Raw genomic sequence first — 19,382 nt, 5'->3', positions numbered from 1 at the left:
CCAGTAGAGATGGGCCATGAGTCTGCTTTCGGCGGCCCTTCTCGCGCTCGCGATCGTCCTGCTGCTGTTCGGGATCGCCACCATCGTCGAAAGGCGCGGCGGCCTTGCGCTCGGCCGTTATGACGTGCGCCACGGCGCCTATGCGCTGGCGCTGGGCGTCTATTGCTCAAGCTGGACCTTCTACGGCGCGGTCGGGAGCGCCGTGCGCGACGGCTGGCATTACCTCCCCATCTATCTCGCGCCGATCTGCCTGCTGATCGTCGCGCCCCGTTTCCTGCGCAGGCTGGCCGAGGCGGTGGCGGAGGAACAGGCAACCACCGTGTCCGACTTCATCGCCGCGCGTTTCGGTCACGATGTGGTCGTGGCCCGTCTGGTCACGGTCATCGCCTTGCTGGGAACAGTGCCCTATGTCGCGCTGCAATTCCGCTCCATCGGCAGCGCGATCTCCATCGTGACGGGCCGCCCCGTCGCGACGCTGACCATGCTGACCGCCGCCTGGCTGCTGGCGCTGTTCGCCATGCTGTTCGGCGCCCGCCGGTTCGAACTGGCGGGGCGCAGCGAAGGCCTGGTCTATGCGATCGGCATCGAATCCCTCCTCAAGATCGTCGCGCTGACCGCGGTGGCCGTCCTCGCCTTCGTCCTGCTGGGACAGGCGGACCCGACGGACCTCAGCCGCGGCGTCGCCATATTGTCCGCCAATTTCCGGCCGGAACGGTTGTCGATCGAGGTCGGCATCATCTTCCTCATCTCCGCCATGGCCGTCATCGTCCTGCCCCGGCAATTCTACATGGGCCTGGTTGAGGCGCGGGAACCGGGCGATCTTGTCGGCGCGCGCTGGGGACTGGCCGCCTATCTCGGCGCGATGGCGCTGATGGTGTTGCCCATCGCGCTGGCCGGCGCAAGCCTGCTGCGCGGCGCCCAACCCGATCTCTACATGCTGGCCCTGCCCGGAATGACCGGACAGGGCATCGTGCTTGCCCTGGCCCTGCTGGGCGGGATCGCGGCGGCGGCGTCGATGGTCGTGGTCGATTCGACCGCGCTCGCGACCATGGTCTCGAACGACCTCCTCTTCCCCACCCTGCTCGCGCGCGAGAACGGCGGGGAAGCGGGCGCCGGGGCGCTCGGCCGGCGCATGCTGCTCGTGCGGCGCCTCTCCATCCTCGCCATCATCGCGGCGGCGCTCGCCTGGGCGCTGCTGGTTTCGGCCGAACAGTCGCTCGCCTCGATCGGCCTTGTCGCCTTCGCCGCCATGGCGCAGTTCACGCCGCACCTGATCCTGGCCACCTATGCGCCGGGTCGCGATGCGCTGGCGGCGCGGGCAAGCCTTGCCGTCGGCCTTGTCATCTGGTTCTACACCCTCGCCCTGCCGCCCATATTGCCGCCCGCCTGGCTGGATGCGCTGGAGGGAAGCGCCGCCGATCCCCTGCGCCTCTTCGGCATCGGCGCCGCGTCGCCGCTGGTGCATGGCGTGGCGTGGAGCCTGGGCGCGAACCTTTTGGTCTTCGGCCTGGTCGCCGCGCGCAAGGTGAAGGCGCCCGTCCTGCCCCGCCTCGGCAGCCAGCGCCCGATCACCGACCTGGCCGAACTGGCGCAGCTCACCGCCAGCTTCATCGGTGAAGAGGAGGCTGCCCGCGAATTTCCAGCGGCCATGCGGGGCACGCCCATCGACAGGCGGTCGGCGCAGCGCGCCCGCACGCTCATCGCGCGCGTCGTCGGCGCTTCCTCCGCCCGCGCGCTGGTCGCCTCGGCACTGGCCGGGGGGCAGATGAGCCTTTCCGACGTTACCCGGCTGCTGGGCGAGCGCGGCCAGTCGCTGCGCTTCTCCCGCGAACTGCTCGCCGCGACCTTCGAGCATATCGATGCCGGCATCAGCGTGGTCGACGCCGACATGAACCTGATCGCATGGAACAGCCAATATCTCGACCTGTTCGACTTTCCTCCCGGCTTCCTGCGGGTGGGCGTGCCGATCGCGGAACTGATCCGCCATAATGGGCGGCTGGGCGATTTCGGCGACGAGGACATAGAATTCCACGTCAGGAAACGCCTGCGGCACATGCGCCGCGGCCTGCCCCACAGTTTCGAGCGGCGGCGAAAGGACGGCCGCGTCATCAAGACCATCGGCGGGCCGATGCCCGGCGGCGGCTATGTCACCAGCTTCATCGACATCACCGAGGATGCACGCATCCGCGACGAGCTGGGCCGCACATTGGGGGAACTGGAAACCCGCGTCGCCGACCGCACACGCGAACTCAGCGAGACCAATTTGCGCCTGGCCGAGGCGACGAAGGACAAGACCCGATTCCTCGCCGCCGCCAGCCACGACCTGCTTCAGCCGCTCCACGCCGCGCGGCTGTTCACCGCCGCCCTGCAACGCGAGGTGGAAGGAACGCCGCACATCCTTGCCGAACGCATCGACAGCGCGATCATGGCGGCGGAAGGGCTGCTCCGCGCTCTCCTCGACATCAGCAAGCTCGATGCCGGCGGTGTCGAGCCCAGCCCGGAGCCGATCGACCTTACGCCGTTTCTCACCAGCCTTGCTGAAGGATTCGCGCCGATGGCGAAGGAGAAGGGGCTGCGCCTGCTGACCGGTCCCCTTTCCGGCCATCTCGATACCGACCCGGGACTGCTCCGCTCGGTCCTCCAGAATTTCGTCTCCAACGCCCTGCGCTACACGCAGCAGGGCGGGATATTACTGGGCGTGCGGCGCAGGGGTTCAATGATCCGGATCGACGTCGTCGATAGCGGCGTCGGCATCGCCGCCGACCAGATCGGGACGATCTTCGGGGAATTCACCCGGCTCGGCGCGCTGGACGTCGAGGGACTCGGCCTTGGCCTCGCCCTTGCACGCCGCATCGTCCGGCTGCTCGGCGGGCGGATCGAGGTGCGGTCCGTGCCCGGAAAGGGCAGCCGGTTCAGCCTGCTGATGCCTGCCGCAACCGGGCCAGCCGCGCCGGCACCGGCACCGGGGGCGCAGGCCCCCCTTCCGGCGGCGAGGGGTCTGGCCGTGCTGGTGGTCGATGACGATCCGATGATCGTGGCCGCGACCGAGGCGCTGCTGGCCAGCCTCGGCCATCGCCCGCTGGCCGCCGCCGAAGGCAGGACCGCCCGAAAGCTCGCGTCCGCAGCCGACGCCGCGCTGGTCGACTTCCAGCTTGGGACGCAAGAGGACGGCCTTGCCCTAATCGCGGCGCTGCGGCGGGAGCATCCGGGATTGCCCGCCGCGCTGGTCACGGCGGAGGACGATGCGAGCCTCGCCACCCGCGCCGCCATGCTCGACATCGCCTTCATCGCCAAGCCTGCGGCGCCGGAGGCGATCTCGGCCTTCCTGGCCCGCGTCAGTGGTTGAGATCGAGTCCCAGCGAGCGCGCGACCAGTGCCGCCTGCGTGCGGTTCTGCACATCCAGCTTGCGCATGATCGCGGTCATATGCGCCTTCACCGTCGCTTCGGTCACCATGAGGTCGTGCGCGATCTGCTTGTTCAGCTTGCCGTTCAGCACCTCCAGCAGGACCTTCAACTGGGTCGGCGTCAGGGATGCGATCTCCTTCTGGACCGCATCCTCCGGTCGCGGCGGAGCGGGCGGGAGCCGGTGGCCGCCCAACGCCCGCGCGATCGCCGCCTCGATCGCGGGCAGGTCGCTATCCTTGGAGAGGAAGCCGACGGCGCCCAGCGCCTGGGCTTCCTCCGCCGCCTTGGCCCCGTCCGCGCTTGAAACCACCAGGATCGGCACGTCCGGCTGTTCCGCATGCAACAGCGCTATGCCCGAATAGCCGACCGCGCCCGGCATCTTCAGGTCGAGCAGGATGAGGCGCAGGCCCGTGGCCCCGCTCGCCGCCTGAACGGCGCCGGCGAGCGTTCCCGCTTCGATGATGCTGGCCCGCGGAGCGACCTTCATCACCGCCACCGCCAGCGCCTGACGGAAAAGCGGGTGGTCGTCCGCGATGAGAATCGTTTCTATTGCGCCTCTTCCAACCGTGGTCTGTTCGCCAGCAGATTATCGACCACGGTGGGATCGGCAAGCGTCGACGTGTCGCCCAGGCTGGAAACGTCGTTTTCCGCGATCTTCCGCAATATGCGCCGCATGATCTTGCCCGAACGGGTCTTGGGCAGGCCGGGGGCGAACTGTACCACGTCCGGCGATGCGATGGGGCCTATTTCGCTGCGTACCCAGCGTATCAGCTCGCCGCGCAGGGCATCGTCCGGCTCGACATCGGCATTGGTGGTGACATAGGCGTAGATGCCCTGCCCCTTGAGGTCGTGCGGCATGCCGACGACGGCGGCCTCGGCAACCTTGGGATGGGCGACGAGCGCGCTCTCGATCTCCGCCGTGCCCATGCGGTGGCCGGAAACGTTGATGACATCGTCGATGCGGCCGGTGATCCAATAATAGCCGTCCTCGTCGCGCCGGCATCCGTCGCCGGTGAAATAGCGCCCCGGAAAGGTCGTGAAATAGGTCTGGAAGAAGCGGTCATGATCGCCCCAGACGGTGCGCATCTGCCCCGGCCAGCTATCCGCGAGGACGAGGCAGCCTTCGCCCGCCCCCTCGATCAGCCGCCCGTCGCCATCGACCAGTTCGGGCCTGACCCCGAACATCGGCAGCGTCGCGGAGCCCGGCTTGAGCGCGACCGCGCCGGGCAGCGGGCTGATCATCGCGCCGCCGGTCTCCGTCTGCCACCAGGTGTCGACGATGGGACAACGCCCTTCGCCCACGACATGATGATACCATTCCCACGCCTCGGGATTGATCGGTTCACCGACGCTGCCCAGCAGCCGCAGGGACTTGCGGCTGGTCTTGCGCACCCATTCGTCGCCCTCGCGCATCAGCGCGCGCAGGGCGGTGGGGGCGCCGTAGAAAATCTCCACGCCGAACTTGTCCACCACCTGCCAGAAGCGGGATGCATCCGGGAAATTGGGCACGCCCTCGAACATCACGGTCGTCGCGCCGTTCATCAGCGGCCCATAGACGACATAGCTGTGGCCCGTGACCCAGCCGATGTCGGCGGCGCACCAGTAGATCTGGCCGGGGCGATAGTCGAACACATATTGGTGCGTCATCGCCGCCCAGACGGCATAGCCACCGGTCGTGTGCAGCACGCCCTTCGGCTTGCCCGTGGAACCGGAGGTATAGAGGATGAAGAGCGGGTCTTCCGCGCCCATCTCCTCCGGCTCGCACTCCGCGGGCTGGGCTTCCACCGCCGTGGCCCAGTCGATGTCGCGGCCCCCGGCCATCGCCACGTCGGCGCCGGTGCGGCGCAGCACGATGACGGTATCGACATCCGCGCAATGGGCTAGGGCGGCGTCGACATTCGCCTTCAGCGGAACCTTCCTGCCGCCGCGCAGGCCCTCGTCGGCGGTGACGACGATGCGGCTCGCACAATCCTCGATGCGGCCGGCAAGCGCTTCGGGCGAGAAGCCGGCGAAGACGATCGAGTGGATCGCGCCGATCCGCGCGCAAGCCAGCATCGCGACCGCCGCCTCCGGCACCATGGGAAGATAGAGGGTGACGCGGTCGCCCCGCCTGACGCCCCGTGCCTTCAGCAGATTGGCGAAGCGGCATACCGCCTCATGCAGCGCGCGATAGCTGATGCGCCGTTCGGGCTCTGCCGGATCGTCGGGCTCCCAGAGGATCGCGATGGCGTCGCCACGCTCCGCCAGATGGCGGTCGAGGCAATTGGCGGACAGGTTGAGCGTGCCGTCAGCGAACCAGCTTATGCCGAAATCCTCCGCAGAAAAGCTGGTCGCCTTCACCTGGCTGAAAGGACGCATCCAGTCCAGGCGCTGCGCCTCCTCCGCCCAGAAGCCATCCGGATCGGCGATCGAGCGCGCATACATCTGCCGGTATCGCGCGGCGTCGACCAGCGCTTCGTTCGCCCAGTGGTTGGGAACGGGGTAAATGCCCTGGTCCATAGTCTCGCACTCCTCTCCTTGATCGCTACCGATCCGTGGGGGGCATCCTAATTGCCGCAGGCGCACATCGGACCCCCGACGAAGGTCGAACATGTCCGACCATGGTTCGGCTGTCGCGCCACGGCGGCATGCGCGATCCTGACCATAGCCGGAACACAAGCCGGATCGTGGAGAGGTCGATGCCAAAGCCGAACAGGCCATTATTGCGCGTGCTGCTGGGGGCGAGCGCGCTCGCCGCGCCCCAGCTGGCCGGCGCGCAGACCATGAAGGAGGCGGATCTCGCCGCGCGTCTGGAACGGATGGAGAGCGAGATCACCCAGCTCCGGACGGAACTCGCCGCCGCGCGCAGCCAGCAGGACGAAACCCGCGCCGCCGCCGCCGACGCCGCCCGCAAGGGCGAGGAGGCTTCGGCGCAGATGAGCCGACTGGCGGACGGCACGCCCAGGCTTGGCTTCCGCTCTGGCAATAGCAATGTCGTCCTGTCCGGCTATGTGAAGCTGCTCGCGAGCAGCGCCCGCTACAGCGGCGGCGACGATCCGAGCAACACGCTGGGGCGCGACCTCTATCTGCCGCAGTCCATTCCCGTCTTCAATCCCGCCTCCCCGACTTCCTCCACCCATGTCACCGATTTCTCGGCCAAGCAGACGCGCTTCTGGGTGGATGCCACGACCAAGCTCGGCAAGCATGCGCTGAAGGCCTATATCGAATTCGACTTCCAGGCCGCGCCCGGCACGCCCCAGGCGCTGGGCCAGGGCACGCAGCGCACGACCAACGCCTATGACCTCGCCATGCGGCGCGCCTTCATCCAGCTCGATCGCTGGACCTTCGGGCAGGATTTCACCAATTTCTCCAACCCCGCGATCTTCCCGGAAAGCACCGATTATGTCGGGGGCGTCGACGGCCTGATCTTCGTGCGCCAGCCGATGGTGCGCTACAGCCTTCCGCTGGGCCACGGCCTCGCCTTCCATCTGGCGGCGGAAAATCCGGAAACGGCTTCCGCCACTGTCGGCGCACCCGCTCTCGTCGAAAATGGCGAGGACCATGCGCCCGACATCACCGGGCGGCTGGAATATGCGGGCGGGTTCGGTTTCCTCGACCTTGCGGTGCTGGGCCGCCAGTTGCGCGTCGACAATGCGAAAACGGGCGCCGCCCATATCGTCGATTCCCGCCTGGGATGGGGCATCAGCGCCGCCGGCAAGATCTTCCTGGACGACAGGCATGGCAGCGACATCCGGTTCCAGGCAAGCTATGGCGAAGGGATCGGCCGCTATCTCGGCCTGAACTTCGGCCCGGACGCGGTCCTCAAGGCCAATGGGGAACTCGCCCGCGTCCGCAACCTCGCATTGTTCGGCGCGGGCCGCTATGCGCTGGACGACCAATGGCGCGTCAACCTGATCGCCAGCTATCAGCGCATCTTCTACGCCGACGATCTCGATCCGGCGACGACTGCGGGCATAGCGATGTTCAATCGCCAGGCGTGGAGCGTCGCCGGCAACCTCTTTTATTCCCCGGTGAAGAACGTCGATCTCGGCATCGAGTACCGGCATGGCGAGCGCCGGCTCGTCAACGATCTCAACGGCCATGTCGACCGGTTCGACGTCGCGGCGAAATATAATTTCTGACAGGAGGGACGGTTATGGCTTCGACATATGACGGACTGCCAAAACATCATGAGGCGACGCGAAGCGAAAAGCTGATCATCACCGCCAGCTCGCTCGGCACCGTGTTCGAATGGTATGATTTCTACCTCTACGGGCTGCTGACCGCGATCATCGCGGCGCAGTTCCTGACGGGCCTCAACCCGACCACCTCCTTCATCATGGCGCTGCTGATCTTCGCGTCGGGGTTCATCGTCCGTCCCTTCGGCGCCCTCGTCTTCGGCCGCATCGGCGACCTGTTCGGGCGGCGCTACACCTTCATCATCACGCTGTTGGTCATGGGCCTCTCCACCTTCCTGGTCGGGTGCCTTCCCACCTACAAGTCGGTCGGCGTCGCCGCGCCGATCATGCTGGTGGTGCTGCGCATGTTCCAGGGGCTGGCGCTGGGCGGCGAATATGGCGGCGCGGCGACCTATGTCGCGGAGCATGCGCCCGACAACCGGCGGGGCTTCTACACGAGCTGGATTCAGATCACCGCGACCGCCGGGCTCGCCATGGCGCTGCTGATCGTGATCACCGTCCGATCGCCCATCACGGGCGTGGGCGAGGAAGCGTTCAAGGAATGGGGCTGGCGCATTCCCTATCTGGTCTCCGGCCTGTTCCTCGTCCTTGGCCTTTGGCTGCGCCTGAAGCTGCATGAATCGCCCGTCTTCCAGAAAATGAAGGCGGAAGGCACAGGCTCCAAGTCCCCGATCAAGGAAGCGTTCGGTGAGTGGAAGAACCTCAGGATCGTGTTCATCGCCTTTTTCGGCGCGATCGCGGGCCAGGCGGTGGTCTGGTATTGCGGCCAGCTCTACGCGCTGTTCTTCCTGGAGAAGATGCTGAAGATCGACGGCCTGACCGCCAACACGCTCATCATCATCGCGCTCCTCATGGCAGCGCCCTTCTTCCTGTTCTTCGGCTGGCTGTCCGACCGCATCGGCCGCAAGCCCATCATCCTTTCGGGCTGCGCCCTGGCCGCGCTGACGCTGTTCCCGGTCTTCCACCTGCTCACCGACGCCGCCAATCCGGCGCTGGCCCGGGCACAGGCAGCCGCCCCGGTCACGGTCACGGCCGACCCGGCGGAATGTTCTTCGCAGTTCGATCCGGTCGGCGCGAACAAGTTCGACACGACAAGCTGCGACATCGTCAAGAACGCACTGGCCAAGGCGGGCGTCAACTACACCAATGTCGTCGCCGCGCCCGGCACAGTCGCAACGGTCGCGGTCGGCGGCAGGCGCTTCACGGCGCCCGACCCGTCCCGGCTTTCGGGCGACGCGAAGAAGGCGGCCATCGCGGCCTTCACCGCCCAACTGATCGGCGCGCCCGCCAGCCCGGCCAGGGCGGCGGAGGGCGACAAGCCTGCCGTGGCGGCGCGCCCTGCCGTCGAGGGTGAACTCGCCAGGGTCGGCTATCCCGGCAAGGCCAACCCGGCCGAGATCAACAAGCCGCTCGTCGTCGCCCTGCTCTTCTACCTCGTGCTGCTGGTGACGATGGTCTATGGTCCGATCGCCGCCATGCTGGTCGAACTGTTCCCCAGCCGCATCCGCTACTCCTCCATGTCGCTGCCCTATCACATCGGCAATGGCTGGCTGGGCGGGCTGCTTCCGGCGATCGGCTTCGCGATGGTCGCGGCGACCGGGGACATCTATTACGGTCTCTGGTACCCGGTCGTGGTGGCGGCGGCGACCGTCGTCCTGGGAATGATCTTCCTGCCCGAAACCTTCCGGCGCAATATCGACGCATGAGGCGTTTTCCCAGCAGACGGGATCATCTGCTGGCATGGAAAACGCGGTAAAGCAAAGGCCTGGAGGTTCCCTGCCGGCGCACCCTGATCCTTCCAGATTGTCGAGGATCAAGGTGCACCGCCGGTCCGACAGCTACTCTGGCGCCGTTGACAAGGGAGACAGTTTCATGACCGACGCCAAGACCATCCTCAGCCTGCCGACCCGGTCGGGCCTCCAGCTCCATGTCCGGCCTGCGGAGGAAAGCGACGAGACGCTGCTCGCGGCCTTTTTCGACAAGGTCAGCGACGAGGACCGACGCTTCCGCTTCTTTTCCGCCGTGCCCCATGTCGGTCATGAGCAGCTCGATCCGCTGATCCATGCCGATCATTTCCGCAGCGAAAGCATCCTGGCGTTCGATGGCGCCACGGGCGAACTCGTCGCCTCCGGCATCCTGGCCTGCGACAATGCGATGGACACGGCCGAAGTCGCCGTATCGGTGCGCGGGGATTATAAGGGCCGGGGCGTCGGCTGGGCGGTGCTCGACCATCTGGCCGGCGAGGCGCAGAAGCGCGGCGTGCGGCGGGTGATCTCGATCGAGAGCCGCGACAATCACGGCACCATAGAATTGGAGCGGGAAAAGGGCTTTGCGGTCGAACCGGTGGAAGGCGATCCGACGCTGGTCATCCTCGCCAGATCATTTCGCTGAACGGGCAAACCAGATGCCGCGGGAGCGGCGTCCCGATGGGGCGCCGCTCCCGCGTCCAAGTCAGAAGCGATAGCCGACGACCAGCGCAGCCTGGTGGCGCTCGGGCTTCACGTCGAAGACGCGCTCATAGCTCGAATAGCGATATTCGAGGCGGGCAAGGAAACCCATCACATTGGTTTCGACGCCAGCGCCCAGACGATAGCCCTGAAGGTTGCCCGAGGCGGTCTGGATCGTGGCGCCGTTCTGATAGGAACCCTTGGCGCGGGCGTTGGTGTAGCCGCCCTTGGCATAGAGCATCACATTTTCGGCAACCTGGCCGCCGATGCGAATGCCGGCATAGAGATCGCGGCCGGTGCGCGCGCTGACGCGATCGCCGGCGACGAAGACGTCGGTGCTCGAATCCTTGGTGTCGGAATCGGCATATTCGCCTTCAATGCCGAACACCGCGCCCCGCAGGTTGACGTCATAGCCGATGACGCCGCCATAGAGCAGCCCGGTGTCATGCGCGTCCGCGCCGAGATCGGCATGGTCGGCACCCACGACGGCGCCGACATAGGGGCCGGAGAAGTTGGAGCGCACCGCGTCCTGCGCGAAGGCGGGAGAGGCGAAAGAAGCCGCGACGGCGGCGATGGCGATGATCTTCTTCAAGTCAATATCCTTCGAGAAGCTTCGAAATCCTGAGGGTGCCGCACTTAGATTTCGAATAGTCCCGCGTAAACCGCCGGTCGGTCTTCATTGGTCGCAACAGCTTGTCCTTGTTGCACAATTGCACCAGCAACGTCGCCGATAAGCCCGTATGACGGACGATCCTTCTCATCGGATCGTGAGGCCGGGATTTTTTTATGAAAGGACGGAACCATTATTGCTGTTGTTCGTGCAGGCGGATTCCCATGCCGCGCTGACCCTGTTCGTGGGTCGCCCCGGACGTGCGCGCTATCGGGACGCTCTTTTCGTGGCGAACCAGATGACGTGCCGTGGCCCCTTGCCGTTGCTGCGGGCGCGCACGGCAACCTCTTCGACCGTCAGGCCAGCGCGGGAAAGGCGGCGGGTGAAGCTCGCATCGGGAGCGGCGGACCAGATCGCCAATATGCCGCCGGGCCTGAGCGCGGCGATCGCAGCCGCGATCCCCTGCGCCGAATAGAGACGGTCGTTCGCCTGGCGCACAAGGCCGTCCGGCCCATTGTCGACGTCGAGCAGGATGGCGTCGTACAGCCCCCGCGCCGCGCCGATCAGATCGGCCACATCAGCCTGGACCAGCCGCACGCGCGGATCGTCCAGGCAACCCGCGGCCAGTTCCGCCATCGGCCCGCGCGCCCACTGGATGATCTCCGGCACCAGTTCCGCCACGGTGACGGTTGCGGTGCCGTCGAGCGCCGCCAGCGCCGCCCGCAGCGTGAAGCCCATGCCATAGCCGCCGATCAGCAGATGCGGGCGCGCCCGGCCGCGCAGCCGTTCGCAGCTCAGATTGGCAAGCGCCTCCTCCGACCCGCTCATCCGGCTGCTCATCAGTTCGTTGCGGTCGAGCACGATCATGAAATCCCCGCCTCGCCGATAGAGGGTCAGTTCCTCCCCGCCGGGAACCTGCGCCGTTCCGATGAATTCGCGTGCCTGCATACCAACTACTCCCGGCGGGTCCGCCGCCAGCGGGGGCTTTACGGCAATGCGGCGCGGCGTCAAAGGAGCGAGATGCGATATTTCCTCGATACAGAATTCAACGGCTTCGGCGGCGACCTCATCAGCCTGGCGCTCGTCCCCGAAATTGGAGACCAGGATTTCTACGTCTCGCTTCCCCTGCCGGCCGAAATCCATCCCTGGGTGGAGAAGAATGTGATTCCCTATCTGCGCTTCGTGCCGCCGGGCGTCGACCATCAGTTGAACCGGGTGGAGGCCGCCCAGCATCTGGAAGCCTATCTGGCGCATGACCGCGATCCGCTGATCATCGCCGACTGGCCCGATGACCTCGCCCATTTCTGCGCCCTGCTCGTGACCGGCCCGGCCGAGATGATCAGGCTGGACGGGCTGCGCCTCGAACTCATCAACGGCGCGGGGTTCAGCGCCGCGTCCAACAGCCGGATGCCGCACAACGCCCTCCATGATGCGCACGCGCTCAAGGACTTCTACCTGAACTGGGCCGTCTGAACGGCGCGCTGGCGCGGTTCCTTTCTTTGACAGCGGGTGCAGGACGGCGCATGGGCGGGGCATGCACCTCGCCCGTTTCGACACCGACCTGTTCCTGCGTGACCATTGGCAGAAGCGCCCGCTGCTGATCCGCAACCCGTGGAGCGCGTGGCGCAATCCGCTGGAGCCGGACGAGCTGGCCGGCCTCGCCTGCGAGGAGGGCGTCGAATCGCGCCTCATCACCCGGCAGGCGGATCGGCTCGCCATGGAAAGCGGCCCGCTGCCGGAGGATCGTTTCACCGAACTCGGCGACGCCTGGACTCTTCTGGTGCAGGCGGTCGACCATCATGTGCCCGATGTCGCCGCGTTGATCCAACCCTTCCGCTTCATACCCGACTGGCGCATCGACGATGTGATGGTCAGCTATGCTACCGACGGGGGCGGCGTCGGGCCGCATTTCGACCAATATGACGTGTTCCTGGTGCAGGGCCTGGGCAGGAGGCGCTGGCGCGTCGGCCCGCGATGCGATTCCGCAACGCCGCTTCTGCCGCATGACGACCTGCGCCTGATTCCCGATTTCGAGGCGACGGGGGACTATGTCCTCGAACCCGGAGACATTCTCTATGTCCCGCCCTGCTTCGCGCATGACGGCGTGGCGGTGAGCGGGGACTGCATGACCTATTCCATCGGCTTCCGCGCGCCGTCCCGCGCCGAACTGATCGAAAACTGGTGCCGGCATCAGGCCGACGACATGGTGGACGAGGATCGCTATGCCGATCCCGACCTCATCATCCAGCCCAATGCCGGTGAGATCGCGGCGTCGGCCCTCGACCGGATGCATGCCATGGTGCTGGAGGCGCTGTCCGACCGCCGCGCCTTCGCCCGCTGGTTCGGCCTTTACAACAGCCTGCCCAAGTCGGCGGACATGGACTGGCGGCCGGATGAGCCGGCGGACGAAGCGACCGTGCGCGCCCTTCTGGCTCAGGGCGTGCCGCTCAGCCGCAATCCCGCCAGCCGCTTTTCCTTCATCCGCCAGGGTGAGCCGGAACTGCTGCTGTTCGTGGACGGCCATGGCTTCGATTGCGACGGCGACACGGCGCGACTGGCCGAGGGGCTGTGCATGGAACCGGCCATGGTCGTGGATGCGGAACTCGCGGCCTCCGCCGCCGTGGTCACGCTGCTTGCGGCGTTGATCGACCAGGGCAGCCTGGCGTTCGATGCGGACTGATCCGTCATGGCGCTGATCCTGTTCAACAAGCCTTATGGCGTGCTCTGCCAGTTCAGCGACGAACGGACGGGCCCGCCCCGTCCGACGCTGGCCGCCTATATCGACCGCCCCGGCTTCTATCCGGCGGGCCGGCTCGACCTCGACAGCGAGGGATTGTTGCTGCTGACCGACGACGGCCGCCTGCAGGCGCGGATAGCCGACCCGCGTTTCAAGGTGCCCAAGACCTATCTGGTGCAGGTGGAGGGCGACCCGGACGGGGCGGCGCTGGCGGCGCTGCGGCGTGGCGTGCGCCTGAAGGACGGCCTGACCCTGCCGGCTCAGGTCGAACGCATCGACGCGCCCCCCCTCTGGCCCCGCGATCCCCCGGTCCGGTTTCGCAAGAGCGTGCCGGATTGCTGGCTGAGCCTGACGATCCGCGAAGGACGCAATCGACAGGTCAGGCGCATGACGGCTGCCGTGGGGCACCCGACTTTGCGGCTGGTGCGGTGGCGGATCGGGGACTGGACGCTCAACGGCATCGCGCAGGGACAATGGCGCGAGGCGGCGGCCGAACAGGGCAAGGTCCGACCAGGCGCGCAATAGAGTGTCCCGCCCATCCGATATAACCGGATCGCCGCGCCAGCGCATATTCCAAGCAGGAGCAATCCTCTGCCGATGCGATCGGAGCGAAATCCGGTCTAGTTCAAGCTAAAGGGTATGCGCAACGTCGTGCGAATATCGCTGGCATCGTCGGTTGCGCCCATTTCGACCGTCCAGTTGATCGTCGTTCGTGCATTGACCCGATAGCCGACGCCGAAGAGGAAGCGTCCGATCTGCAGGTCGCGCGTCTTGCTGCTGATCGGCTCCCCGATCGTTTCGACCCCGTTGGAGATGGAGATCGGGCGAATGCGGCTTTTCGTCGCGAACTGCCATGTATGGGCATAGGCGAAACTCAGGGAAAGCTGTGGATTGAGGGCAATGCCGACGCCCAGCGTGGCATTGGGCGCGCCCCCTGGCTTCACCCGCTCGATCAGGGCATCGCTGATCCGCCGGCCTATATTCTTCCCGAAGTTGAAGGTGTAGCCGATGGAGGCGAAGAGTGTGGCGGGGTCGCTCGGCAGCAGCAGGGTCAGGTTCGGCGCCACTGCCCAGAAACCGGCGCCGGTGGCCGATTGCGTCGCGTTGCCCAGTGCGTTGCGGGAAACTTCGAACGGGTCTCTCCCGGTGGGGATGATGCCCTGCACCCCCGCGATCAGGAAGGGCCAGCCGCCCGATCCGTCGGTCAACTGATAGCGGGCGAACAATTCGATGTCGCCAAGGCCCGATCCGTCGGTCGAGCTATCGACGGTGCCAACGCCCGACTGCGGCGGATTCTGCACCAGCGGAACCAGCACGGCCGTGTCGTCGCGATAGACGAAGGGCAGCCGCGCGCCGACCTCCAGCCGATTGCTGAGGCCAAGGCGCGCCGTCATCGCCGCGGTCAGAACATCCTGCCGGCTTTCATTGATGTCGAACACGCCGACCAAAACCGACTGCGGCACCTCTATGCCGCGAAAGACGAAGCGGTTTCGGTCGGTACGGGCATATTCGACGCTGGGTTCGATGGTGATCCGGCCTGCCTTGGTCATGATGCTGCCCTGATCTGCCAGAACGGCGACTTCGGGCGGATCGGTCCTGTCCTCCGGCGGAGCGCCGACCTGCTCGACGGATTGGACGGAGGCTCCTGCATCGGTGGCCTGTGGCGCGCCATCCTGCGCACCGGGCCCCAGCCCCGTCCCCCGCATGCGGCCAAGCAACTGGTCCTCCAGCCGCTCCAGCCGCGCCCGCTGCTCGTTCAGCAGCCTCTCCTGCCGCGCAAGTTCCAGCCGCTGCGCCTGGAGCTGATCGCGCAGGGCGGCAAGATCGGGCGCACCGCCCTGCTGCGCCAGCGCAGGCGTCGCCGTCGCGGGCAACGCCAACACCAACGCCATCAAAAGCTTCGCGACGTTCCTTCGCATGCCCCCCTCCCTCAATAAGCTATATTCCCGCCCGCACGGCATCCAGGACGACGGATTCTATGCGCAACATCATGTTGCCGACCGGAACGGCGGCATCGCCCAACGCGATGTTGACGTTCGCGATGGTATCGATGGACCGGTTGTCGAGCGTGTTGGCGATCAGCACGCCGGTGTTGCTGCCGGCCAGATGCTGGATCTCCAGATCGGGGCCTTTCAGCATGACCGCCGCACCGCCTTCCGCCTGCGCCACCGAAACCGCGCCCAGAGCCGCCGAGCTCACCGGTACCGTCACCTGCACGCCCGAATGGCCCGGGTCCGTGACATGGAGGACGGTGCGCAGCGCCAGGCTGCTGTCGACAAAGGTCGCAATCTCCACGCCCAGCGACAATCTCATGCCGTTGGGCAGGTCGAAACCGCCGCGCATGTCGCTCAACGACTCGTCGCTGACCGGCGTCGCGCCGAAGGGATTGGCCAGCGCCTGGCCATGGATCGCCAGCGTCAGGGTGAAGGCCGACGCCGTCAGGAAGGGTCGGGAAAGCCAGCGGGGATGGTGGAGACGAGGTTCGGCCATCTCTATGCGTCCTTACAGTTCCGGCGGGAAGGCCTGGGGGCGCGTAAGCGCCAGCGCCTGAAGGCTGACCGGCTCCATCAAGGCGGTTGCGCGGGACCGGGCGACCAGCGCCCAGTCGCTGTCCTTGCCGAAACTTGCCTTTGCGGCTTCCGGCCGGTCGTTGACGACGAACAGTATCCGGTTCCACATCGCCTGGAACCTGCGCGCCGAGATAAGGCGGATGCCGAGCGACGGATCGCCCACCATCACCTGCCCGTTCTCCACACCCTTCACGACGACGAAATGCAGATAGCCGTTCATGTCGATGAGGGCGATGCCCGGAATGCGGGTCGCCGCAATCTGTTGCAGCGTCACCTGATAGCCGTCGGACCCGATGCCGCGCGCGGCCAGATAACGCTTCATGTCGAGCAGGGAGAAGCCCTGCTTGCGGATCTGTTCCCGGTCGCCGTCCCGCCACATGCCAAGGAAGATCGACTGTTCGGTCTGAACATCGCCATAGTGGAAATGCAGCAGCGTCGCGAGTGCCGCCGATCCGCAACTGAAGTCATAGCGTTGCCGGACCACCGTCAGGAAACGCCGTTCCACCATGCTGCGCACCGGCAGCACATAGTCGTTGCGCCCGAGACCAAGTCCGCTGCCCGCCCCCGGTGGCACGGCGCAGCCCGACAATGCGAGCAGGGCGGCGGCCCCGATCCTATTGCTGGATCGAGACATTGACGTTCATCGCCGTGTTGATCGACACATTGTTGCCGGTGTTGGCGGTCAGGATCGAAAGACCGGTCATATTCTGGAAGGATTGGCCGTCGATCGCGATCTGACCGGTCACGGACTGGCCGTTGACGCTGTTGCCGGCGACGATGCCGCTGTTGTTGGCGGTCGCGATCATATCCAGATTGGCCATGCCTGCGGCGGACCGGAGCGCGGCGCTGTCCACCGCCGGGACCTTGCCGAACGGCCCCTGTTCAGAAGCCGGCGCAGCGCCCGCCCGCTCCGCCAATGCGCCGGGCCCCGACCCCGCGGCCAAGCCGGCCCACAGCAGAGGCATAAGGAAAGTGCTGGGCATGACATCCTCCGTCGATCAGGAGAGCGGAGCGGGCGGCGGGGTCATGTTTCGCCGCCCGCTCCCGCCCCGGCGGAAAGCGGGCCGCCTTGGAAAGCCGGCCCGTCCTCCATCTTCCGGAACCTTATTGCAGGGTCAGCGTGCCGATCGATGCGCTGACGTTGATGCTCGCATTCTGCAAGGCGCCGACGCCCGTGTTGAGGTTCTGGGCATTGAGACCGGCGAAGTTCGACATCGCCCCATTGTCGAGCGAGATGCTGTTGTCGATCAGGGGGCTGCCGCCCGCGCCGCCGGAACCGGAATTACCGCCGCCCAGGCCGGAACTGCTGCCGGTGCCGGCGCCGCCATCGGCTGGCACATTATAGCTGACCGAATTGCCGGTCACGAGGCCCGCCAGCTTCGACTGCGCCACGACCGAGGAATAGCTCCAGCTCGCCGTCCCGCCATTATTGGCGGCGCTGCTGCCATATTTCGCCACGGCATATTGCGAATTGTCGGACTCGTCGTTGACGACATCGCCATTGGCGGCGATCGAACCCCATGCAGCGTTCGCATTGGTGCTGTTGTTGGAGTTGTCGCTATTGTCGCTATTGTCGACATCGCCGACGACGCCACCCTTGGTCGCGACATTGCTGCCGACGACATTGGTGCCGCCCTTCGATGCAAGATATGCGACGCTGCTGTTCGTCGAATTGTCCGATTCATCATTCGTGACCGTGCTGCCATTATTGGCGGCATTTGCCCCAAAGGCGGCATGAACCGATGAGGAGGAATCCGTCGAACTGTCGGATTCATCGTTGGTGACCGTGCTGCCGCCATTGGCCGCATTGCCGCCGAAGGCTGCTCCTGCAGCGGATGCCGTCAGATTATGCGTACTGTTGTCGGACGAATCGTTCGTCGTATTGCTGCCGTTGTTGGCGCTGCCGTGACTGACGACATTGCTGCCATTGTCGACGTCCGCCGGACTGTCCGCATGGGCGGGGGCCGCGAGCACGCAAAGCGACAAAGCGCCCGCCGATGCCGTCAATAGCAAGGCTTGTTTTACCATAGCATCCTCCTGTTCGATATTGCTTTGCTGAACCCGACGCGACGTTCCTGTAAGACAAGGGGTGAAGTCGGGAACGTCCAGACATGATGATCCCGATGCCGGAGACGCGCGTCTTCCAACAGGACTCATCATCATTTGGGCGTTAACCGGAAAATAAGATCAACGGTCGGCCAAGAACAGTGCGATTTGGCACAGCGTAAATTTACGGGAATGGAACATTCAGCCCTTTATTTCGATTTTTCATCGGCTAAACGGCGTTCGCCTCACCTCCACAGGCGGGAATATGTCCCTTCGACGATGATACCCCTTTTTGCTTAGGTAAAATTACGGGCAAATTGGGGGCCGCTTGCATAAGCTATTGCGATTGGCATACAACCAAGGTCGCAATAGGGGATTTGCGCACGGGGGCATCTGCTTCTTGTTCGGCTTCGCCGGTTGTGATTGCTGCGGGGACAGTTGCAAAGCCGGCTCCAACCCGCCAAGAAATCTTGGGTCGCGCCATGACCACTCCGCCGAAGAGCGGGGCAAGGAGGCGGAGATGAGAAAGGCAGACGATCACGACCTGCTCACACAGCGCGAGATCCAGATATTGAAGCTGGTCGCCCAGGGATTTTCCGCGAAGGAAGTCGCCCAGACCATCGAGATCGCACCCCGGACGGTCGAGGGATATATCGACATGATCCGCCTGAAGCTGCACGCACGCAATCGAACGCACATGGTGACCAAGGCCATCGCCGCGCGCCTGATCACAATCGATTTCGGAGCGGATGGAGAAAATTCAGGCGCGCCCAAAGGCGCAACCTTCCTCTACGGTCCGGAGCGGACTGTCCTTGATGTCGCGCTGGAAGGGGAATTCGACGCAGAGAGCGACCGACGCTTCGGACTGACAAGCACCGTTCCACCATCGCATAACCTGTCCTGCTGACCGGAAATTTTTAAACGGAGGGTAATCCAGCCTCCCCTGCGACGGCAATGGACGAACCGGAACAGTCCAATATCTCCCACAAGGTCCGCGCGGCGAAATAGCGCAGGCCGCTGCCCGGCTGCGACATCGCGCCAAGCAGGCGCATCGTGTTGGCGGCCGCATCCTGAAATTCGATACAGGCAGGATCGAAGCTGCATTCGACAAGACGCGGCGGTTCGCCACCACGATAGATCAACGCGGCATGGACGAAACTGCACCGGATGAAACTATTGCCATCCAGTTCGATCGATCCGGAAAGATGCTGTCCTTCGTAGATCATCCGCCTGCATCCGTGCCATCATGCATATTCCGAGATTTGGCAGGTTCGCCATGCGAAATGCATCCTGAAAACTGGCCATGAAAGCTTGAAAATGCTGCCGGTTGCCTTATCGGCAGGAAAGATAGCGTTTCACAGGCGTTCCTGGCTTGCAAGGGCGGAGGC

18 protein-coding genes are annotated in these 19,382 nt (G+C 65.5%); 8 read left to right on the top strand and 10 right to left on the bottom strand.

The genetic code is table 11. The features are described from left to right. The first annotated feature begins 16 nt into the window (after positions 1 to 16). A complete protein-coding gene (locus A0J57_RS08980) occupies positions 17 to 3,346 on the top strand; it encodes a PAS-domain containing protein (RefSeq protein WP_061935159.1) in 3,330 nt (1,109 codons plus the stop codon). On the opposite strand, the gene A0J57_RS08975 is transcribed toward A0J57_RS08980, so the two are convergent. Both A0J57_RS08975 and acs read right to left on the bottom strand, forming a co-directional pair. Further along, positions 3,336 to 3,956 carry a response regulator transcription factor gene (locus A0J57_RS08975; RefSeq protein ID WP_025549456.1) on the bottom strand — a complete coding sequence of 207 codons (621 nt, stop codon included), beginning with the start codon at positions 3,954 to 3,956 and terminating at the stop codon, positions 3,336 to 3,338. The genes A0J57_RS08980 and A0J57_RS08975 overlap by 11 nt on opposite strands. Then, positions 3,953 to 5,905 (bottom strand): acetate--CoA ligase, encoded by a 1,953-nt coding sequence (acs, locus tag A0J57_RS08970; RefSeq protein ID WP_061935157.1) that lies wholly within the window; start codon positions 5,903 to 5,905, stop codon positions 3,953 to 3,955. Before acs ends, A0J57_RS08975 begins: the two co-directional genes overlap by 4 nt. 179 nt (positions 5,906 to 6,084) lie before the next feature. On the opposite strand from acs, the gene A0J57_RS08965 reads away from it, so the two are divergent. The 3 genes from A0J57_RS08965 (at position 6,085) to A0J57_RS08955 (ending at position 9,975) form a co-directional block, all read left to right on the top strand. Beyond that, complete coding sequence (locus A0J57_RS08965; RefSeq protein ID WP_061935237.1) at positions 6,085 to 7,527, top strand: DcaP family trimeric outer membrane transporter; 1,443 nt, start codon at positions 6,085 to 6,087, stop codon at positions 7,525 to 7,527. A 14-nt stretch (positions 7,528 to 7,541) separates the two neighbouring features. Then, positions 7,542 to 9,290, top strand: a complete 1,749-nt coding sequence (locus tag A0J57_RS08960) for an MFS transporter (RefSeq protein ID WP_061935156.1) — start codon at positions 7,542 to 7,544, stop codon at positions 9,288 to 9,290. A gap of 166 nt (positions 9,291 to 9,456) precedes the next feature. Further along, positions 9,457 to 9,975 carry a GNAT family N-acetyltransferase gene (locus tag A0J57_RS08955; protein WP_044661061.1) on the top strand — a complete coding sequence of 173 codons (519 nt, stop codon included), beginning with the start codon at positions 9,457 to 9,459 and terminating at the stop codon, positions 9,973 to 9,975. Positions 9,976 to 10,035: 60 nt separating this feature from the next. On the opposite strand, the gene A0J57_RS08950 is transcribed toward A0J57_RS08955, so the two are convergent. Together A0J57_RS08950 and A0J57_RS08945 are read right to left on the bottom strand one after the other, a co-directional pair. After that, on the bottom strand, positions 10,036 to 10,623 hold the full coding sequence (locus tag A0J57_RS08950) for an outer membrane protein (RefSeq protein WP_061935154.1): 588 nt from the start codon (positions 10,621 to 10,623) through the stop codon (positions 10,036 to 10,038). Between the two features lie 285 nt (positions 10,624 to 10,908). Then, entirely contained in the window at positions 10,909 to 11,589 is a 681-nt protein-coding gene (locus tag A0J57_RS08945; protein WP_061935152.1) for a spermidine synthase, read from the bottom strand. A 72-nt stretch (positions 11,590 to 11,661) separates the two neighbouring features. Between A0J57_RS08945 and A0J57_RS08940 the strand changes: the two genes are divergently transcribed. The 3 genes from A0J57_RS08940 (at position 11,662) to A0J57_RS08930 (ending at position 13,903) form a co-directional block, all read left to right on the top strand. Further along, entirely contained in the window at positions 11,662 to 12,114 is a 453-nt protein-coding gene (locus tag A0J57_RS08940) for a hypothetical protein (protein ID WP_007686433.1), read from the top strand. 61 nt (positions 12,115 to 12,175) lie between these two features. Further along, on the top strand, positions 12,176 to 13,321 hold the full coding sequence (locus tag A0J57_RS08935; RefSeq protein WP_061935150.1) for a cupin domain-containing protein: 1,146 nt from the start codon (positions 12,176 to 12,178) through the stop codon (positions 13,319 to 13,321). A gap of 6 nt (positions 13,322 to 13,327) precedes the next feature. Next, positions 13,328 to 13,903, top strand: a complete 576-nt coding sequence (locus A0J57_RS08930) for a pseudouridine synthase (protein ID WP_061935148.1) — start codon at positions 13,328 to 13,330, stop codon at positions 13,901 to 13,903. A 95-nt stretch (positions 13,904 to 13,998) separates the two neighbouring features. Here A0J57_RS08930 and A0J57_RS08925 read toward each other — a convergent pair whose 3' ends face one another. The 5 genes from A0J57_RS08925 to A0J57_RS08905 form a co-directional block, all read right to left on the bottom strand. Then, positions 13,999 to 15,297, bottom strand: a complete 1,299-nt coding sequence (locus tag A0J57_RS08925) for a transporter (protein ID WP_153017814.1) — start codon at positions 15,295 to 15,297, stop codon at positions 13,999 to 14,001. A 19-nt stretch (positions 15,298 to 15,316) separates the two neighbouring features. Continuing rightward, a complete protein-coding gene (locus A0J57_RS08920; protein ID WP_061935143.1) occupies positions 15,317 to 15,868 on the bottom strand; it encodes a hypothetical protein in 552 nt (183 codons plus the stop codon). 12 nt (positions 15,869 to 15,880) lie between these two features. Beyond that, complete coding sequence (locus A0J57_RS08915) at positions 15,881 to 16,582, bottom strand: C39 family peptidase (protein WP_061935141.1); 702 nt, start codon at positions 16,580 to 16,582, stop codon at positions 15,881 to 15,883. Continuing rightward, positions 16,563 to 16,931, bottom strand: a complete 369-nt coding sequence (locus tag A0J57_RS08910) for a hypothetical protein (protein ID WP_153017813.1) — start codon at positions 16,929 to 16,931, stop codon at positions 16,563 to 16,565. The genes A0J57_RS08915 and A0J57_RS08910 overlap by 20 nt, the downstream gene beginning before the upstream one ends. A gap of 121 nt (positions 16,932 to 17,052) precedes the next feature. Further along, positions 17,053 to 17,976 (bottom strand): hypothetical protein, encoded by a 924-nt coding sequence (locus tag A0J57_RS08905; RefSeq protein ID WP_153017812.1) that lies wholly within the window; start codon positions 17,974 to 17,976, stop codon positions 17,053 to 17,055. A gap of 538 nt (positions 17,977 to 18,514) precedes the next feature. On the opposite strand from A0J57_RS08905, the gene A0J57_RS08900 reads away from it, so the two are divergent. After that, complete coding sequence (locus A0J57_RS08900) at positions 18,515 to 18,901, top strand: response regulator transcription factor (protein WP_061935134.1); 387 nt, start codon at positions 18,515 to 18,517, stop codon at positions 18,899 to 18,901. A gap of 10 nt (positions 18,902 to 18,911) precedes the next feature. Here the strand turns inward: A0J57_RS08900 and A0J57_RS08895 are convergent, their stop codons facing one another. Beyond that, complete coding sequence (locus tag A0J57_RS08895; protein WP_061935133.1) at positions 18,912 to 19,220, bottom strand: hypothetical protein; 309 nt, start codon at positions 19,218 to 19,220, stop codon at positions 18,912 to 18,914. Between the last annotated feature and the right edge of the window lie 162 nt (positions 19,221 to 19,382).

The organism is Sphingobium sp. 22B (genome assembly GCF_001580035.1).
Taxonomy (GTDB): Bacteria; Pseudomonadota; Alphaproteobacteria; order Sphingomonadales; family Sphingomonadaceae; genus Sphingobium; species Sphingobium fuliginis.
The sequence above is the reverse complement of the archived record's forward strand: the minus strand, read 5'-3'. Positions and strand labels throughout refer to the sequence as shown.

Excerpts from the sequence above, each read along its gene's own strand:
- A0J57_RS08980 (WP_061935159.1), top strand. The coding sequence starts at position 17 with ATGAGTCTGCTTTCGGCGGCCCTTCTCGCGCTCGCGATCGTCCTGCTG.
- acs (WP_061935157.1), bottom strand. The coding sequence starts at position 5,905 with ATGGACCAGGGCATTTACCCCGTTCCCAACCACTGGGCGAACGAAGCG.
- A0J57_RS08965 (WP_061935237.1), top strand. The coding sequence starts at position 6,085 with ATGCCAAAGCCGAACAGGCCATTATTGCGCGTGCTGCTGGGGGCGAGC.
- A0J57_RS08960 (WP_061935156.1), top strand. The coding sequence starts at position 7,542 with ATGGCTTCGACATATGACGGACTGCCAAAACATCATGAGGCGACGCGA.
- A0J57_RS08955 (WP_044661061.1), top strand. The coding sequence starts at position 9,457 with ATGACCGACGCCAAGACCATCCTCAGCCTGCCGACCCGGTCGGGCCTC.
- A0J57_RS08945 (WP_061935152.1), bottom strand. The coding sequence starts at position 11,589 with ATGCAGGCACGCGAATTCATCGGAACGGCGCAGGTTCCCGGCGGGGAG.
- A0J57_RS08940 (WP_007686433.1), top strand. The coding sequence starts at position 11,662 with ATGCGATATTTCCTCGATACAGAATTCAACGGCTTCGGCGGCGACCTC.
- A0J57_RS08935 (WP_061935150.1), top strand. The coding sequence starts at position 12,176 with ATGCACCTCGCCCGTTTCGACACCGACCTGTTCCTGCGTGACCATTGG.
- A0J57_RS08930 (WP_061935148.1), top strand. The coding sequence starts at position 13,328 with ATGGCGCTGATCCTGTTCAACAAGCCTTATGGCGTGCTCTGCCAGTTC.
- A0J57_RS08925 (WP_153017814.1), bottom strand. The coding sequence starts at position 15,297 with ATGCGAAGGAACGTCGCGAAGCTTTTGATGGCGTTGGTGTTGGCGTTG.
- A0J57_RS08920 (WP_061935143.1), bottom strand. The coding sequence starts at position 15,868 with ATGGCCGAACCTCGTCTCCACCATCCCCGCTGGCTTTCCCGACCCTTC.
- A0J57_RS08915 (WP_061935141.1), bottom strand. The coding sequence starts at position 16,582 with ATGTCTCGATCCAGCAATAGGATCGGGGCCGCCGCCCTGCTCGCATTG.
- A0J57_RS08910 (WP_153017813.1), bottom strand. The coding sequence starts at position 16,931 with ATGCCCAGCACTTTCCTTATGCCTCTGCTGTGGGCCGGCTTGGCCGCG.
- A0J57_RS08905 (WP_153017812.1), bottom strand. The coding sequence starts at position 17,976 with ATGGTAAAACAAGCCTTGCTATTGACGGCATCGGCGGGCGCTTTGTCG.
- A0J57_RS08900 (WP_061935134.1), top strand. The coding sequence starts at position 18,515 with ATGAGAAAGGCAGACGATCACGACCTGCTCACACAGCGCGAGATCCAG.
- A0J57_RS08895 (WP_061935133.1), bottom strand. The coding sequence starts at position 19,220 with ATGATCTACGAAGGACAGCATCTTTCCGGATCGATCGAACTGGATGGC.